This window comes from Agathobaculum sp. LCP25S3_E8 (assembly GCF_052117165.1).
Taxonomy (GTDB): domain Bacteria; phylum Bacillota; class Clostridia; order Oscillospirales; family Butyricicoccaceae; genus Agathobaculum.
The window spans coordinates 14,222-29,857 of the sequence record NZ_JBQKJR010000013.1 but is presented as its reverse complement, the minus strand read 5'-3'; the positions used below and the strand labels follow the sequence as shown (position 1 = coordinate 29,857).

The 15,636-nt window shown below is 58.5% G+C and carries 17 protein-coding genes; all 17 read right to left on the bottom strand.

The genetic code is table 11. From position 1 onward, the window contains the following. Positions 1–126 precede the first annotated feature (126 nt). Complete coding sequence (gene tyrS / locus ACTQ34_RS06815) at positions 127–1,350, bottom strand: tyrosine--tRNA ligase (RefSeq protein WP_373166400.1); 1,224 nt, start codon at positions 1,348–1,350, stop codon at positions 127–129. A 101-nt stretch (positions 1,351–1,451) separates the two neighbouring features. After that, on the bottom strand, positions 1,452–3,131 hold the full coding sequence (recN, locus tag ACTQ34_RS06810; protein WP_441363116.1) for a DNA repair protein RecN: 1,680 nt from the start codon (positions 3,129–3,131) through the stop codon (positions 1,452–1,454). A gap of 18 nt (positions 3,132–3,149) precedes the next feature. After that, on the bottom strand, positions 3,150–3,605 hold the full coding sequence (locus tag ACTQ34_RS06805) for an arginine repressor (RefSeq protein WP_441363115.1): 456 nt from the start codon (positions 3,603–3,605) through the stop codon (positions 3,150–3,152). 14 nt (positions 3,606–3,619) lie between these two features. Next, on the bottom strand, positions 3,620–4,483 hold the full coding sequence (locus ACTQ34_RS06800) for an NAD(+)/NADH kinase (RefSeq protein WP_373166404.1): 864 nt from the start codon (positions 4,481–4,483) through the stop codon (positions 3,620–3,622). After that, the gene (locus tag ACTQ34_RS06795) at positions 4,476–5,273 is read right to left on the bottom strand and encodes a TlyA family RNA methyltransferase (protein ID WP_441363114.1); all 798 of its coding nucleotides are present in this window, start codon (positions 5,271–5,273) and stop codon (positions 4,476–4,478) included. Before ACTQ34_RS06795 ends, ACTQ34_RS06800 begins: the two co-directional genes overlap by 8 nt. Beyond that, complete coding sequence (gene dxs / locus ACTQ34_RS06790) at positions 5,266–7,137, bottom strand: 1-deoxy-D-xylulose-5-phosphate synthase (RefSeq protein WP_441363113.1); 1,872 nt, start codon at positions 7,135–7,137, stop codon at positions 5,266–5,268. The genes ACTQ34_RS06795 and dxs overlap by 8 nt, the downstream gene beginning before the upstream one ends. Before the next feature lie 29 nt (positions 7,138–7,166). Beyond that, positions 7,167–7,757, bottom strand: a complete 591-nt coding sequence (locus tag ACTQ34_RS06785) for a hypothetical protein (protein ID WP_441363112.1) — start codon at positions 7,755–7,757, stop codon at positions 7,167–7,169. Between the two features lie 767 nt (positions 7,758–8,524). Then, complete coding sequence (locus ACTQ34_RS06780) at positions 8,525–9,409, bottom strand: polyprenyl synthetase family protein (protein WP_441363111.1); 885 nt, start codon at positions 9,407–9,409, stop codon at positions 8,525–8,527. Beyond that, complete coding sequence (gene xseB, locus ACTQ34_RS06775; protein WP_441363110.1) at positions 9,406–9,642, bottom strand: exodeoxyribonuclease VII small subunit; 237 nt, start codon at positions 9,640–9,642, stop codon at positions 9,406–9,408. Before xseB ends, ACTQ34_RS06780 begins: the two co-directional genes overlap by 4 nt. After that, on the bottom strand, positions 9,623–10,918 hold the full coding sequence (xseA, locus tag ACTQ34_RS06770) for an exodeoxyribonuclease VII large subunit (protein WP_441363109.1): 1,296 nt from the start codon (positions 10,916–10,918) through the stop codon (positions 9,623–9,625). The genes xseB and xseA overlap by 20 nt, the downstream gene beginning before the upstream one ends. After that, positions 10,915–11,853, bottom strand: coding sequence for a Kae1-like domain-containing protein (locus ACTQ34_RS06765; protein ID WP_441363108.1), 939 nt, complete (start codon positions 11,851–11,853; stop codon positions 10,915–10,917). Before ACTQ34_RS06765 ends, xseA begins: the two co-directional genes overlap by 4 nt. Continuing rightward, a complete protein-coding gene (gene nusB, locus ACTQ34_RS06760) occupies positions 11,846–12,322 on the bottom strand; it encodes a transcription antitermination factor NusB (protein WP_441363142.1) in 477 nt (158 codons plus the stop codon). The genes ACTQ34_RS06765 and nusB overlap by 8 nt, the downstream gene beginning before the upstream one ends. A gap of 149 nt (positions 12,323–12,471) precedes the next feature. Beyond that, the gene (locus ACTQ34_RS06755) at positions 12,472–12,879 is read right to left on the bottom strand and encodes an Asp23/Gls24 family envelope stress response protein (RefSeq protein ID WP_297275588.1); all 408 of its coding nucleotides are present in this window, start codon (positions 12,877–12,879) and stop codon (positions 12,472–12,474) included. 74 nt (positions 12,880–12,953) lie between these two features. Next, positions 12,954–13,481 carry a SpoIIIAH-like family protein gene (locus ACTQ34_RS06750; protein WP_441363107.1) on the bottom strand — a complete coding sequence of 176 codons (528 nt, stop codon included), beginning with the start codon at positions 13,479–13,481 and terminating at the stop codon, positions 12,954–12,956. A gap of 34 nt (positions 13,482–13,515) precedes the next feature. After that, entirely contained in the window at positions 13,516–14,061 is a 546-nt protein-coding gene (locus ACTQ34_RS06745) for a hypothetical protein (protein ID WP_441363106.1), read from the bottom strand. After that, positions 14,058–14,540 carry a hypothetical protein gene (locus ACTQ34_RS06740; RefSeq protein ID WP_441363105.1) on the bottom strand — a complete coding sequence of 161 codons (483 nt, stop codon included), beginning with the start codon at positions 14,538–14,540 and terminating at the stop codon, positions 14,058–14,060. The genes ACTQ34_RS06745 and ACTQ34_RS06740 overlap by 4 nt, the downstream gene beginning before the upstream one ends. After that, positions 14,537–15,631, bottom strand: coding sequence for a stage III sporulation protein AE (locus ACTQ34_RS06735; protein ID WP_441363104.1), 1,095 nt, complete (start codon positions 15,629–15,631; stop codon positions 14,537–14,539). Before ACTQ34_RS06735 ends, ACTQ34_RS06740 begins: the two co-directional genes overlap by 4 nt. Positions 15,632–15,636 lie beyond the last annotated feature (5 nt).

The following is a 15,636-nucleotide window of genomic DNA, read 5'->3' as shown; positions in this document are numbered from 1 at the left end:
CATTATAATACACCGCGAAACAATGCGCAAGGCCGGCTTTCGCCTCTTTCCGACATATCCCCTGTCATACAAACAGCAAGGCGCTGCGGCCATTCCAGCCGCAGCGCCTTTTCATTCCGGTTCGGTTTAACCCAACATAACCTTGTGGAAGGTTTTTTTGCCCTTTTTGACCATGCGCTCCTGCGCAAAGAAGTCCTTGTCGAGCATCGTCTTAAAGTCGGCAATCTTCTCGCCATCGATGGACACACCACCGCCCTGCACGAGCTTACGCGCCTCGCCGTTCGAGGCGGCAAGGCCGCACTTGACCAGCAGCGTCAGCACGCCAATCTGACCATCGGTAAAATCCGCATCAGTCAGCGTCGTTGTGGGCATGTTTTCACTCGCGCCGCCGCCGACAAAGATACTCTTGGCGGCTTCCATCGCCTTGTCTGCCTCTTCCTTGCCGTGTACCAGCTCGGTCAGCTCATAGGCAAGAATTTCCTTTGCCTTGTTCAGCTGCGCGCCTTCCCAGCTATCCATTTCTTCAATCTGCTCGAGCGGCAGGAAGGTCAGCATACGGATGCACTTGAGCACGTCTGCATCGTCCACGTTGCGCCAGTACTGGAAGAAGTCGTAGGGCGAGGTCTTGTTCGGGTCGAGCCATACCGCGCCCGCCGCAGTCTTGCCCATTTTCTTGCCCTCGGAGTTGAGCAGCAGCGTGATGGTCATGGCGTGCGCGTCCTTGCCCAGCTTGCGGCGGATAAGCTCGGTGCCGCCGAGCATGTTGCTCCACTGGTCGTTGCCGCCGAATTGCATGTTGCAGCCGTAGTGCTGGAACATGTAATAGAAGTCGTACGACTGCATAATCATATAGTTAAATTCGAGGAAGCTCAGGCCCTTCTCCATGCGCTGCTTATAGCACTCCGCACGCAGCATGTTATTCACAGAGAAGCATGCGCCAACCTCGCGCAGCAGCTCGATATAGTTGAGCTTCATCAGCCAGTCGGCGTTATTGAGCATCATGGCCTTGCCTTCGCCAAAGTCGATAAAGCGCTCCATCTGCTTTTTGAAGCAGTCACAGTTGTGCTGGATGGTCTCAACCGTCATCATCGAGCGCATGTCCGTGCGGCCGGAGGGGTCTCCGACCATACCCGTGCCGCCGCCAATGAGTGCGATCGGCTTGTTGCCCGCCATCTGCAAGCGCTTCATCAGGCACAGCGCCATAAAGTGACCGACATGCAGGCTGTCTGCCGTCGGGTCAAAGCCAATGTAGAAGGTGGCCTTGCCGTTGTTTATCATTTCGCTGATTTCTTCCTCATTGGTCACCTGCGCGATCAGCCCGCGCGCTTTGAGTTCTTCGTAAAGTGTCATGTGTGTTTCTCCCGCATTTATTTTGTTTCTTTCATCCATATACGCCGCGTATCCTCTCACGGAGCGCGTTCCTTATACCGCTCGTCGATAATCACCATGCGTCAGCCCTCCTGCCCTGCCAACTCCAACAGTTCTTCGGCATTCCGGCGCGCCGCATCCGAAATCTGCTCACCGGACAGCAGCCGCGCAATCTCGTCCACGCGCTGCGCCCGATCCATCGGCCGAACATCCGTATAACTGCGTCCGTCGCGCACGGATTTGGAAATGCGCAGATGATGGTCGCCCATCGCCGCAATCTGCGGCAGGTGCGTGACGCACAGCGTCTGCTTTTTCTTCGCTATCGCGGACAGCTTGCGCGCAATTTGCTGCGCGGCATGGCCGGAAACGCCGGTATCTATCTCATCAAAAATCAGCATACCAACATCTTCGCCCGCCGTCAAGACGTTTTTGAGTGCCAGCATGATACGGCTCAGCTCACCGCCGGACGCAACCTTGGATAACGGTTTTTCCGGCTCGCCGGGGTTAACAGAGATTTCAAACGTCACCGTGTCAAAGCCATGCGCCGCCAGCTTTGCACCCGTGTGCACCGCTACGTGCATTTTAACCTTGTCCATATCCAGCTCCGCCAGCTCCCGCACGATTTCCTTTTCCAACCGGGCAGCAGCTGCCCGCCGTTTCTCCGAAATCTGTCCAGCCAGCCGTTTCGCCTCGCTCAGCTCTGCGCGGTATTGCTCGCGCAGCTCCTCCCGTCGATTATCGGAATCGGCAAGTGTCTCAAGCTCTGACGTGATTCGCTCATAGTAGGCGGCAATCTCTTCGAGTGTGCCGCCGTATTTCTGCTTGAGTCGATAAATCAAGTCAAGCCGCTGCTCCACCCATTCTCGCTCAGCCGAGGAAAAATCCAGATTGTCGCTGCGGCTTGTGACGCTGTCCCGCAGGTCGGCCGCAAGCAGCCGCACCTCCTCGGCCTGTTCCGCCATCGCATCGAACGCCTCAGACACCTCATGCAGTCCGGCCAGCGCCGCCGCTGCCTGGTCGAGCAGTGCGCACGCGCCGCCGACCTCATCGTCTCCGTTCAGCGCAAGCCGCACCTGCTCCAGCGCACCTGCAATCTTACCCGCATGGTCAAAATACGCCTTGCGCTGGGCAAGCGTTTCATCCTCGTCCGGCTGCAGCGCCGCCTGCTCAATCTCTTCCTTGTGGAAAGAGAGCATGTCGATGCGCTGCAGGCGCTCCTGCTCACCGGTTTCCAGCGCTGTGATCTCCCGCCGCAGTGCCAGCAGCGCCTGATATTTGGGCCGGTACTGCGCCAGCAGCGCATCCAGTCCGGCATATCCGTCCAGATAGTCGATATGATGCTGTTCATCCAGCAGCTTCTGACCGTCGTTCTGACCGTGAATATCAATCAGATAAGGCGCAAGCTGCCGCAGTACGGCAGCCGATACCGGCTTCATATTCACCCGACAGGTGCTCTTGCCATCCGCCGTAATCTGCCGCTGCAAATGCAGCACATCCGGCTCATCTCCCGTGAGGGCCAGCTCATCGAGCAGACTGACCAGCCCCGCCGAAAGGTCGGTGAACACCGCGCTGACAAACCCTTTCTGTGCACCTGCGCGCACCAAATCGCGGCTGACCCGCTTGCCGAGAATTGCGCCAATCGAGTCAATGACAATCGATTTACCTGCGCCGGTTTCACCGGACAGCACGGTGAGCCCATTCTCCAGCTCGATGTCCGCCCGCTCAATCACCGCGATATTTTCAATATGGAGTAATTGCAGCATCGCCGCTTCCTCCTCTGCTTACTTTAAAATGTCCTGCGCCTGCTGACAAAAACGCGCCGCGCTCTCATTATTGCGCATAACCGCAAACACCGTGTCGTCTCCGCCGAGCGTGCCGACTACATCCGAGGCGCGCATCGCGTCAATCGCCATCGCGGCTGCCTGTCCCAATCCGGGCAGCGTTTTAATGACCACCATGTTCTGCGCAGCGGAAATCTCAGTGACACATTCGCGAAAGATGTTGCGCAGGCGAGTGGTGAAGCTGTCCGCCGCCCCGCCGGTCGCCGCCGTGTATTTATATTTGCCGGTTTCGGCAGAAAGCGACTTTATCAGCCGCAGCTCCTTGATATCGCGCGAAACCGTGGCCTGTGTCGTGTTGTAGCCGAATGCCCGCAGGTGGTCGGTCAACTCCTCCTGCGTCTCTATCTCAAACCGGTCAATCAGTTCAAGTATTTTCGCCTGTCTTTGAAATTTCATATTCGCGCCCCCTGTCAGAGCTTTTTCTGCAAAATTTTATAGAAGCTGATTCCCTTCAGCCGCACCAGACGAGTGCGCAGCGGCGAACGCGTAATCTCGACCCGGTCATCCGGCCGAATGGCAAAGCCCTGTCCGCCGTCCGCCGAGAGAAACACTTCGCTTCCCCCCTCGCAGGCCGCAGAAAGTGCAATGCGCCGCTCCGGTGCAAACACGAACGCCTTTGCCGCAAGCGCATGCGCGCAAATCGGAATGACCGCCAGATTTTCCGCGCTCGGCTCAATCACCGGACCGCCCGCGGACAAACCGTAAGCGGTCGACCCGGTCGGCGTGGCGACAATCAAACCGTCGCCGTTAAAATGCGTCACATCCTCATCGTCCGCCGAGATACGCACGCGTACCACGCGAAACGCCGTTCCTTTTGCCAGCACGATATCATTAAGCGCGTCGTTTTCATAGACCACCCGCCCCTGACGAAATACAGCGACATGCAGCATCATCCGGCTGTCAATTGAATACTCTCCGCTGAAGAGCTTTTCCATCTCGCCCAACTCACCCGGCTCAAGCTCGGTCATGAAGCCGACATGGCCGACATTGATGCCCAGCATGGGCAGCTCCTGCTGCGCGGCCACACGGGCCAGACGCAGCATGGTCCCGTCGCCGCCCAGCACAACCGCCAAATCAGCAAACTGTACCGCAGAGCCGGTTTCCATATAATCCACGCCGCTCAGGTCCAGCGCGGCTGACCGCAGCTGCATCGGCAGCATCAAGCGAACACCCTCTCGCTGCAGCTGGTCACAGACCTGCGGCAGCACAGCGTATGCGCCCTCTTTTCGCATGTTGGGATAGATAAAAAAGCGCTTCATTTCTGTCTCAGCCATCCAATTCTTCATGTGCCTGCCGCACAACCTCGCGCAGGTCGGGCACACTATCCTCGCCCTGCTTCCATAAGTAGCCCAAAAACTCGATATTCCCCTCCGGTCCCTTGATGGGCGAGAACGTGACATCGCGCACGGCAAAACCTGCCGTATGCGCGTTTTCCACGAACTGTTCCAGCACTTCCAGATGGATTTCCGACTCACGCACCACGCCTTTTTTGCCGACCTTGCCCTTTCCCGCTTCAAACTGCGGCTTAATCAGACATGCCACACGGCCGTCCTCGGTCAGCAGTCCGGAAACGACCGGCAGCACCAGCCGGAGCGAGATGAACGACACGTCAATGACGCACAGAGACGGCGTTTCCTCCAGCATATCCGGCGTCACATACCGGATATTGGTGCGCTCCATGCACTTGACACGCGGGTCCTGCCGCAGACTCCATGCAAGCTGCCCGTAACCAACGTCGATGGAATATACCTTGACCGCGCCGCGGCGCAGCAGACAATCGGTGAACCCGCCGGTGGACGCACCTACGTCCATCACAACCAGCCCTGCCGGGTCAATGGCAAAATAGTCGAGCGCCTTCTCGATTTTCTTGCCGCCGCGGGAAACAAAGGCATTTTCATTGCCTCGTACTTCCAGCTCGGCGTTTTCATCCACCATATCGCCCGCTTTGCCGGCTTTCTGACCCGCAATATAGACAATGCCTTCCATAATCGCGGTTTTTGCGCGCTCCCGCGAAGGACAAAGTCCTTTTTCAAACAGCAATACATCCAAACGTTTTTTAGCCAAGGTCGTTTTCCTTTCCCTTTCGGTTTTTGATGACAAACGAAGCGATGCCTTCCGCGTCGATGCCGCAATGCCGATACAGCTCGTTTACGCCGCCGTGCGGCAGGAACCGGTCGCCGGTGTTCAGCCGGTCTACCCGGCCGCTCTGGTGAGCGGCGACCCATTCACCCAGACTGCCGCTTTCCACAACATCCTCGACCACCACGCACCAACCGGACAGTTCTTGCTCCCGCTCGCGGAACGCGTCCGCCAATCCGTTTCCGATTTCATTGACTTTGTATACCTGCGCATGCACGCCCTTGTTCTCCAGCATGTCCGCTGCGGCGATTGCTTCATTGACTAGGACGCCATGGGTCAGCAGCGTCACGGTATGACCGGCCGCCTCCCGCACACAGGCAATCGTCTCGCCTGCCGTATCCTTTCGGAAGGCGCCCTCGCCGCCGCGCGGATAGCGAATAGCCACCGGACCGTTCTCATGATAAAGCGCGTGCGACATCATGCTGCGCAGCTCGGCAAAGTTCGACGGACAGAATATCTTCATCCCCGGTATCGAGCGCAAAAACGCCACATCCAACACACCGTTATGCGTTGCGCCGTCCGCGCCGACAATACCTGCGCGGTCCACGCACAATACCACATGCAGCCCTTCAATCGCTACATCGTGCACAAGTTGGTCATAAGCGCGCTGCAAAAAAGTGGAATATATCGCTACCACCGGCACTAGCCCCTGTGCCGCCATGCCGGCCGCCATAGCAACCGCATGCTCCTCCGCAATACCGACATCAAAAAAGCGGTCCGGAAAGCGGGAGGCAAAGCGCGTCAGCCCTGTACCGGACGGCATCGCCGCCGTAATCGCGCAAATACGTGCATCCTTTTCCGCAAAAGCGCACAGTTCACGTCCGAAGCAGGCGGAAAAATCCTCTTTCTTCGTTGCCTTGAACGCACCGGTCAGCGGATCAAACGGTGAAACACCGTGATACTTTTCCGGTTCGCGCTCACTGGGCGCATAACCGCGGCCCTTTTGCGTCATCACATGCAGTAAAACCGGCTTTTTGATTTTCTTCGCCTGTGCAAGCAGCTCACACACGCTTTTCAGGTCATGCCCATCCACCGGACCGAGATAGATAAATCCCATCTGCTCAAATAAAGAGGTCGGCAGCAGCAGCCTTTTCATACGCGCTTTCATGCGTGAAATACCGCGTGATACCGCGCCGCCGCCCGGAATCCGCGCCAAGCGCTCTTTTACCCTCGCCTTGGTATACAGATAGCGCGGACTGACGCGCAGACGTGACAAATGCCGGCTCAGTCCGCCGACATTCTTTGCAATCGACATGTTATTGTCGTTGAGCACCACCAGAAGCGGTTCGCCCGACGTTCCCGCGTTGCTGAGCGCCTCATAAGCCATACCGCCGGTCAGCGCGCCGTCACCAATGACGGCAACCACATGATATTTCTGGTTTTTGAGTGTGCGTGCATGCGCCATGCCCAGCGCAACCGATACCGAATCCGAAGCATGTCCGGTCACGCAGGGATCGGTGACGCTTTCCTCCGGCTTCATAAAACCGGAAAGACCGCCGTACTGTCGCAATGTATCAAAGCGGTCACGGCGGCCGGTTAAAATCTTATGAACATAACTCTGGTGTCCCACGTCATAGATGATGCGGTCACGTGTGGAATCGAACTCTCGCTCCAGTGCAACAGCCAGCTCGACAACGCCCAAATTGGAAGCCAGATGGCCGCCGGTACGCGAAACCGAATCGACGATGAACTCGCGCAAAGAGGCGCACAGCACCCCCAAGGTGTCATAAGACAATCCGCGCAAGTCTGCGGGGCTTGTGATATTGTCCAGAATCCCGTATCTCTTCATAACATCATTCCCACCAAGGAAGCATTTTTCTATCTCTTGCTGTCCAGCGAAAACGGCAGCACGGACAACACCCGTCCGCAAATAGCCAGCACCCGGCTGCTGAACGCAATGGCCACGCCTTTGCCGGCCGCTTTGCCGCCGATTGTCATCGCAGAAATCAAACCGGTCACCAAAAGCGACACCAACACCACTTTCGCACCGTTCATCCCGGCCGTAATATTGGCGACAATCAGCGCGCCTGTTGCACCGGAAATAATGCCGCAGATATCGCCGACCACGTCGTTGCAGATGCTCGACACCTTTTCCGCGTTGCGGGTCATCCACACCGCTTCCTTCGCGCCGCGCACGCGGTGCGCCGCCATCGAATGAAATTCTTTCTCGGTGGCTGAGGCGGCGGCAATGCCAATCATATCAAATACTATGCCCAATGCGATAAAGAAAAACAGCACCACAAAGGACAAAATTGTACCCGCGCTATTGAGCGCTTCATTGGACATATAACTCATCACAACCGACAGCACAAAGCTGACCGGCATGATGGTCGCCACCCATTTGGTGTTGATGAGCCGCGGCTTTTGCGGCGGCTGGTTCTTTTTTTTCGGTTTATCGGATGCTTCCAAAAAAAATACTCCTTATTTACAAAACCCTTCGGTTGTTTCATCCAAATAGAAGTGACGGCAGGCCGAGTTAATCTTGCGGCTTGAGGTTCGGTTGGCTTTCCCCGCGGACTGCCACGCGTCGCCGTCGTGGGGGTTTCCCATTATAGTCCGTGCCGGGATGTTACCATCACCGGGACCGAATTGCCACTGAGTCCGCACTGCAATCCTCTGCCTGCCTCATTGCTGAATAGCCTAGGTGATTTCCACTGCAGGCAACACGATTCTTAGCCTCTTTTGCAGACATGGTTTCAACCGTCAATTCCCGCGGCGTTCCTGGCCGGGAAACCGCGGGCGGATACGATATCCACCATGGCCACGCAAGGCAGGCTACACTGCACACAGCGTTTTGGGCGCCGCGCGGGCTTCCGGCCGCAATGGCCGGCGTATTCCGCGCAGCTTCCGCCGCACCGCAATACAGGTTTCATCCCGTGCCGTTGGACATCCATCAACCCCGAAAGGGATGCTATAGGTGTCCGACAGTCACGGGTCTCCACGGCGAGAGGGTCGGTACTTCATGCCATTGAAGCGCGCCCGCAAGCCTTAACCTCCAGCATCCACCCCAAACTGGGCGTAAGAAGCAAACACCAGAGACTTCATCGATATGCCCTTCTACGGATTTTTAGGCCCGTCCTGGGAATCGTATGCGCTGACTAGGATACTACGTCACTTATTTGTTATTCTATCACATAAATCCATCGGATTCAAGAAAACCACGCAAAAAACAGCGTTTAATTCGTCCGATTGGTCAAACTGCGCGCCAATTCGACGAGAAATGCGCTTTCCGGCTGACCGGATACCGCCTGCACGGCCTCGTCGGTCAGGCTTGCCACCAGACGGCGGCACTCCTCCATGCCCAGCAGCGACGGGAAGGTGGATTTTTCGCTCTTTTCATCCTTGCCGACCGTCTTGCCGAGCGTCGCGGTGTCGCCCTCGATGTCCAGCATATCGTCCCGAATCTGGAACGCAAGGCCGAGCTTGTCCCCGTAGGTGCGCGCCATGTCGAACGTCTGCGCATCGTTTTTGCCCGCCGCAACGCAGCCAAGCTCACACGCCGCGCGCAGCAAACAGCCGGTCTTAAGGCTTTGCAGCAGGCGCAGCTCGTCCAGCGAAATCTTTCGATGCTCTGCTCCCATGTCCAGCACCTGCCCGCCAATCATACCGTTCATGCCCGCAGCCTGTCCTAAGATGCGGATGCAGGCAAGGGCAGTCTCCGCAGACACACCCTCGGCCGAGGCCGCAGTCTCAAATGCAGCAGTCAGCAGTCCATCGCCCGCGAGTACGGCGGTCGCCTCGCCAAACGCCTTATGGCAGGTCGGACGACCGCGGCGCAAATCATCGTTGTCCATGCACGGCAGGTCATCGTGGATAAGCGAATAGGTGTGAATCATCTCGAGCGCGCACGCAAACGGCAGCGCCTTTTGCGTGTCGCCGCCGCACAGGCGGCAGAACTCCAGCACAATCACCGGACGCAGACGCTTGCCGCCCGCCATCGCTGAATATTTCGCGGCTTCAAAGATGCGGTCGTATCCTTCGCCCGTTTCGCGGGACAGGTATTTCTCAAGCGCAGGCTCAATGACCGCAATATCCGCTTCCAGCTGCTCTGCAAACGTCATTTTCCTGCCTCCTCCACGTCAAACGGCTGCTCGGTCAGCTCGCCCTGCACATTTTCCTGCATGACCGTGACCTTCTGCTCGGCCTTGTCCAGCATTTTGCCCAGTGCCGCAGACAGCTTGGTGCCCTCCTCAAACAGCTTAATGCTGTCGCCGAGCGGCGCTTCGCCCTTTTCCAGCAGGCGGACGATTTCCTCGAGCCGCTCCATCTGGCTTTCAAATGTCTTTTCCGCCATCGTTCTGTTCCTCCTCGATATCGGTCACGCGGCAGTTTGCCGCGCCTTTTGCAAATCGGATGTGCAGGCTATCCCCTGCTTTGAGCATCGACGCATCCGTGATGACTGCGCCGCGCACACCTTTATTTGCCACCGCGTAGCCGCGCGCCAGCACACGCAGCGGACTGATTGCATCCAGCGTGGCCACCGTCCTTGTAAAGCGCAGACGGCGGCGCTGCACACCGTCCCGCCCGGCCGCGAGCAAACGGCGGCGCAGCAGCGTCAGCTTTTGTTCTTCGCGCGCGAGATACGCCGGGAATGCCGCAAGCAATCGGTCGGCCGTCCGGTCGAGCAGCACGCGCTTTTCTTCGATATACCGCATGGGGTTGCGCACTTCCAGCCGCTGCTGCAAAGCCTCCAGCGTGCGCTGCTTGTGCTGTATCTGTTTGTGCGCCGCCGCATGCAGCCGTGTGTCCAGCGTGCGCAGACTCAGCGCATATTCCGCGCGGTCCGGCACCGCCAGCTCGGCCGCGCCCGAGGGCGTAGGCGCGCGCAGGTCGGCGACAAAGTCCGCAATGGTCACGTCCGGCTCATGGCCGACCGCCGAAATCACCGGAATTTCGGACGAAAAAATCGCCCGCGCGACCGCTTCCTCATTAAACGCCCACAGGTCCTCCATCGACCCGCCGCCGCGTCCGCACAGGATGACGTCCGCCTCGCCAATCGCATTGGCCAGACCAATCGCCCGCGCGATACTGTTCGCCGCACCCTGTCCCTGCACCTGCGCGGGATAGAGCGTCACCGCTGCCAGCGGCCAGCGGCGGCCCAGAATGCGAATCATATCGCGCACCGCTGCGCCGGTCGGCGAGGTGACGAGCGCAATTTTGCGCGGCATGTGCGGAATGGGCTTTTTGTACATCGGGTCAAACAAGCCCTCGGCCTGCAATTTTTTCTTCAGCTGCTCAAAAGCAAGATTGAGTGCACCCGCGCCGTCCGGGATTATCTCGGAAATATACAGCTGCACCTGCCCCGTGCGCGGGAATGAGCTGACGCGCGCCCGCACAATGACCTTCATGCCGTTTTCCAGCCGGAATTTCAGACGCATCGCGTCCGAACGGAACATCACCGCGTTGATGGACGCACCCTCGTCCTTGAGGCTCATATAGTGATGCCCCGAAGAGTGTGCCTTATAGTTGGAGATTTCGCCCTGCACCAGCAGATTGCGATAGCCGGGCACGGTGTCGAGCAGTTCCTTGATTTCGTTATTGAGTTGTGTGACCGAATAAATCGTACTCACGTTTTGTTCCTTTCATAAAGCCGCGCAGCGAGCACCGCCACGCCGACCGCATTATCCCCCGACAGCACCGGCTCGGCAAACCAAACCCGTCCCTCGAACGCCTGCTGCATGCGCGCGCGCAGCACGCGGCTTGCCATCACGCCGCCCGCACAGAGAACCGGGCAATCGTATTGTTTCAGTGCCTGCTCGGTCGCTTTGACGACCGCATTGGCGACCGTTTCAAGCGTAAACCGCGCCATCTGCGCCGGTTTTGCGGTCTTGTGCCTGTTTTCCACCTGATTTTGCATGCCGGACAGCGAAAACCGGCAGTCCGCCACTTTTGGGCGGTAGCCTTTTTCCGGCTCTGCGTCCATCGCCAGCGCATCGAGCGCCGCACCCGACGGAAACGGCAGCCCCAGCAGCGCACCCGCACGGTCGATGAGCTGTCCCGCCGCAAGGTCGGTCGTGCCGCCAATGCAAGTGCAGTCCGGCAAGCCATCTGCCCCCGGCGTCACATACAGCAGCTCACTCGTCCCGCCCGACAGATGCCATGCAAGAAAGGGCTCGTCCAGCAGGCCCAGCCGCCCGGCGGAGAGCGCCGCCGCCGCGATATGCCCCTGCTGGTGCGATACGGTAAAAAGGGGCACAGATAGCAAATGCGCCGCGCTGCGCGCGACGCTCTGACCCGCCAAAAAGCACGGCATATACGAACCCTCGACCGCGCGCGGGCGGGTGCTGACGCCGATGGCGCGCACCTCGCCCTGCGGCAGGGCCTCAATTTTTTCATGCAGATGGACGGTATGCTGAAACAGCGCATCCGATTGACGCAAGCCAATTGCGCCCTCCGGTACAGTCAGCAGGCTACCCTCATTGTGCCACGCACCGTTTTCCGCGTCAAATACCGCAGCAGACGTGCGGTAGTTTGAGGTATCAATCCCCAGAAAGCGCTCAGGCATCGGCATTCTCCGCCGACGCCGCCGCATCGGGCCGTGCGGCACGCGCTACCGATCCAAGCACGCCATTGATGAACGACGCGGCCTCGTCCGTGTCGTATACCTTGGCCAGCTCGACCGCTTCATTGATTGCCGCACCCACCGGCACGTCTTCCACATAGCGCATCTCATAAATGGCAAGGCGAAGCACAGCAACCGTCATGCGCGACATGCGGCTGATTTTCCAGCCCTTGGAGAAGGCTGCAATCGTCTCATCCAGTTCCTGCTGGCGCGCGGCCACACCCTTTACCACCGCGCGGATGTACTCGGTCTGCGCTTCGGACAATTTGCCCGCATACAGCGCAATATCGCCACTGATTGAGGCCATAATGGACTCGTCCAGCCGCTCTTCCAAATTTTCGTCCTCAAACTGCTGGAACCCCATTTCAAAAATCAGGTGCAGCGCAATTTCTCTTGCTTTCGTTCTGCTCATCACACTCACGGCGGCAGTTTCCTCCCATTTTTCGGTTACGCCTTATTTTATCCTATTTTCGCCAAAGTTGCAAGGTGCTATTCCCGAAAAGGCATGCCGGAACAAAAGAAAACGGCAGGGCGACACGCCTTGCCGTTTTGATGCCGTTCTTATTCCTGCTCCGCAGGCTGTTCCTCAACTGCCGGCGCGGGTGCAAACGTCACACCGCCGACATGCACATTGACCTCGGTGACCTTCAGGCCGGTCATGGATTCGACCGAAGACCGCACATTCTCCTGCACCTGCTTTGCCACCTCACAGATGTTGTGACCGAACAGCGCAAGAAAACCGATCTCGATTTTGACCGTTCCCTCCTCGCCGATTTCAATGCGGACGCCCTTGGAAAGGTTCTTTTTACTCAAAAAGCCAACGATGTCACTGGTCAAAGTGGAATACAAACCACTCACGCCTGCGGTTTCCGAAGTGGCCAGCGCCGCGATAGATGCAACAACGTCCTCGGAAATCCGAATGGAACCCTGATCGCTCTCGGTCGACCAATACTCCTTGTGATCCGCCATAGTGCTCACTCTCCTTTAAACGGATTATAGCACAGTTTTGGCAAAATGCAAAGCAAAAATACGTGTCCGACCGCTTACTCCGCTTCCACTATCTTGACCTGTCCCGCGGTCATGCCGGTTTCACTGACCACGATATCTTTGATGACCGTCACATCGGTCGCCTGCAGTCCGCCGTCCGGCGGCGCAACCACGACATTGACGCTGCTGTCTCCAATCATCACCACTGCATCCGCATACCCTTTGGCGCGAATCAGGCTTTCGATGTTCGCCTCGGCAACCGAATCATCCGCCAGCGCGGAAATCTGCGCGGCCGCCTCATCCTTGGCCGCCTGATCCGCATCCTCGCTCTCGCTCAGCTCACGCAGCGTGCTCACCGCTTCATCCCGCGCCTGCTCACGTGTCAGACGGGAGGTTGCAAAATAATCTTCCCCCTCCGTCACATCCGCCGCCCCGGTGTCCGCCCCTGTTGTATCCGCACCGGTCTGTCCGGCCACCAGCAGTTCCTCCGGCGCATCGACATAACTCCAGTTTAAGTAAACCGCCGCGCATAGCAGCAGCGCTATCACACCGTATACCGCGCCGCGTTTCTTGATTTTTTTCATCACTGCTCGCCCTCCTGTATTTGGTTACTATGTTTTATGATGCATCGGACATTTTCAGAACCGTAACTTTGTCCGTCCCGATGCCGCACACTGTACTGACCGCCTGCGTCACCGCCAGACGCACCTGTGCATTGTCCGCGCCGTCGCACAAAACGACCGCACCACGAAATGTCGGCAGCAGATTTTTGACCGTTACAGGTTTTTCTCCGTAACTGCCGTCGCTGAGAATGGTCAAATCGCTTTCGTAGCTTTGACTGCTGTCCATGCCGGTCGTCTGGCGGGTGTTGACCGCGTAAACTGCTTCGCCGCTCTGCTCGAGCGACAGCATCAGCTGAACCCGCCCCACGCCGTCCACCGCCGCCAGCTTATCGCACAGCGTCTGCTCAAAAGCGGCAAGGTCAAACGCGGTTTCCCCCTCCGTCACATCCGCCGATGCCGCCGTCTCCTGCGCGCTGCGCCCACCTGAGGCGAGCAGCAACACACCCGCCAGCAGCACAATCAGCACCGCGCGGTACTTGACCGCAAGCGGCACAATCTTTTGCTGCGCCGCGCGCAGCCACTCCTTCCACTGTTCTTTCATTGCGCCACCCACTCCTGTCTGTCCGCGTCTACGCCGCAGCCCTCAGTTACCAGCGTTTTCAGCTCATCCAGCCGCGCCGCGTCCGCGCTTTGATAGTACACCGTTACCTTTCCCACCTGCAAAATACCGTTTTCGTCGTTCTCCATCGTTACATGTACCGAACAGTCAAAGCCTTTGGCCTGTGCACTGCTTTCGAGCGCGTCCGCAATGCTGGCCGCCACCGTGCTCATCGTTGTCTGTGCGTTTTGCTCCTGTATCGCATCTACGTCAATGCCCGCAAGCGTCCCGTCCCGAACGCCCTCCCAGCCGGTCAGGCGCAGCCCTGCCAGCGGCTGGAGCAGCGCCAGCAGCATCAACAGCCCTGCCGCCAGCTTGACAATCTCGCGCAGCGCGCCGCCTTCGACCACGCGCAGCGCGACCGCGGACGCGACGCCTGCCAGCGTCACGCGCAGCAGAATGGTATGAAACAATTCACTCATATCGGCTTCACCATCGCAACCACATAAACCAGCTCCAAATACAGAATCAGACAGCAGGTGCTCAGCATGCCGAGCAGCAGGCCGAAGCCCGTGCTCACCCCTTCCAGCATCTGCCGCAGACTGTTCGAGCAAAGCGGAGAAAGCACCGCCGCGCCCGCCTTATAGCACAGATAGCTTGCGCCCACACGCAGAAACGGAATCAGACAAATCGCCGTCACACACAGCATACCGAACACACCTATCGAGCTGCGCAGCAGCGCCGCACCCGAAAGAACGGTTTCGGTCGCGTCCGAAATCACGCCGCCAACCACCGGCACCGCACCCGAAACCGCAAATTTTGCTGTCTTAAGCGCCATGCGGTCCACGTTGCCCGACACGCCGCCCGCAATGGTCAGATAGGCGGTGAACACGGTTAGAATCAGCTTGAGCGCGCCCGAGGTCAATCCCTTGATGCCGTCCGCAATGCCGTGCAGCATGCCGTTGTCCGTCGCCGCATCCACCGCAACGACCGCAAGATACGCGCATACCGCAGGCACCAGCAGCACATTTATCAGTCGGATGACCAAATCAAACACTACCATTGTCGCCACCTGCAAAGCGGTCGCCGTCGCGGCGTTCCCGCCTGCGGACAAAACGGTTGCCAGCACCGGCTGCAGCGTGCCAGAAAACAAACTGATTTCCGAAAGCGTTTCGCGGCACAGCGCGAGCACACCGGTAAAATCCTGCAGCAGCACCGTCGCGCATCCCAGCGCGCCCGCCATGTCAATCCATGCATCCGCCGCACCGCCCGCCGCCGCGGAAAAACCGCGTCCGGCTGCGGTCAGCACCACCACAATCGCCACCCGCACCAGTCCGCTCAGCGCATTTTTGAGCGCGCTGCAGCTGTCCTGCGCCGTGTTCTCCAGCAGACGGGCAAACGCACCCCCCAGCTCGTCCGCTGTGTCCATGTCTATGCCGTCCAGATACGCGCGCTGCTCCCCTGGCACAGCCCCAAGCAGGGCATTCCCCTGCGCCGCGCCCTCTCCTTCTGCCGCGGCCGCCGCCGTGATGCATGCCAGCAGCACGAGCAGCACTGCAATCACCTTTTTCATTGTCC

Coding starts and splice junctions, on each gene's coding strand:
- ACTQ34_RS06735 (WP_441363104.1), bottom strand. CDS start 15,631: ATGAAAAAGGTGATTGCAGTGCTGCTCGTGCTGCTGGCATGCATCACG.
- ACTQ34_RS06800 (WP_373166404.1), bottom strand. CDS start 4,483: ATGGCTGAGACAGAAATGAAGCGCTTTTTTATCTATCCCAACATGCGA.
- ACTQ34_RS06745 (WP_441363106.1), bottom strand. CDS start 14,061: ATGAAAGAACAGTGGAAGGAGTGGCTGCGCGCGGCGCAGCAAAAGATT.
- xseB (WP_441363110.1), bottom strand. CDS start 9,642: ATGGCGGAAAAGACATTTGAAAGCCAGATGGAGCGGCTCGAGGAAATC.
- ACTQ34_RS06740 (WP_441363105.1), bottom strand. CDS start 14,540: ATGAGTGAATTGTTTCATACCATTCTGCTGCGCGTGACGCTGGCAGGC.
- ACTQ34_RS06780 (WP_441363111.1), bottom strand. CDS start 9,409: ATGACGTTTGCAGAGCAGCTGGAAGCGGATATTGCGGTCATTGAGCCT.
- ACTQ34_RS06765 (WP_441363108.1), bottom strand. CDS start 11,853: ATGCCTGAGCGCTTTCTGGGGATTGATACCTCAAACTACCGCACGTCT.
- tyrS (WP_373166400.1), bottom strand. CDS start 1,350: ATGACACTTTACGAAGAACTCAAAGCGCGCGGGCTGATCGCGCAGGTG.
- ACTQ34_RS06755 (WP_297275588.1), bottom strand. CDS start 12,879: ATGGCGGATCACAAGGAGTATTGGTCGACCGAGAGCGATCAGGGTTCC.
- dxs (WP_441363113.1), bottom strand. CDS start 7,137: ATGAAGAGATACGGGATTCTGGACAATATCACAAGCCCCGCAGACTTG.
- ACTQ34_RS06750 (WP_441363107.1), bottom strand. CDS start 13,481: ATGAAAAAAATCAAGAAACGCGGCGCGGTATACGGTGTGATAGCGCTG.
- ACTQ34_RS06805 (WP_441363115.1), bottom strand. CDS start 3,605: ATGAAATTTCAAAGACAGGCGAAAATACTTGAACTGATTGACCGGTTT.
- recN (WP_441363116.1), bottom strand. CDS start 3,131: ATGCTGCAATTACTCCATATTGAAAATATCGCGGTGATTGAGCGGGCG.
- nusB (WP_441363142.1), bottom strand. CDS start 12,322: ATGAGCAGAACGAAAGCAAGAGAAATTGCGCTGCACCTGATTTTTGAA.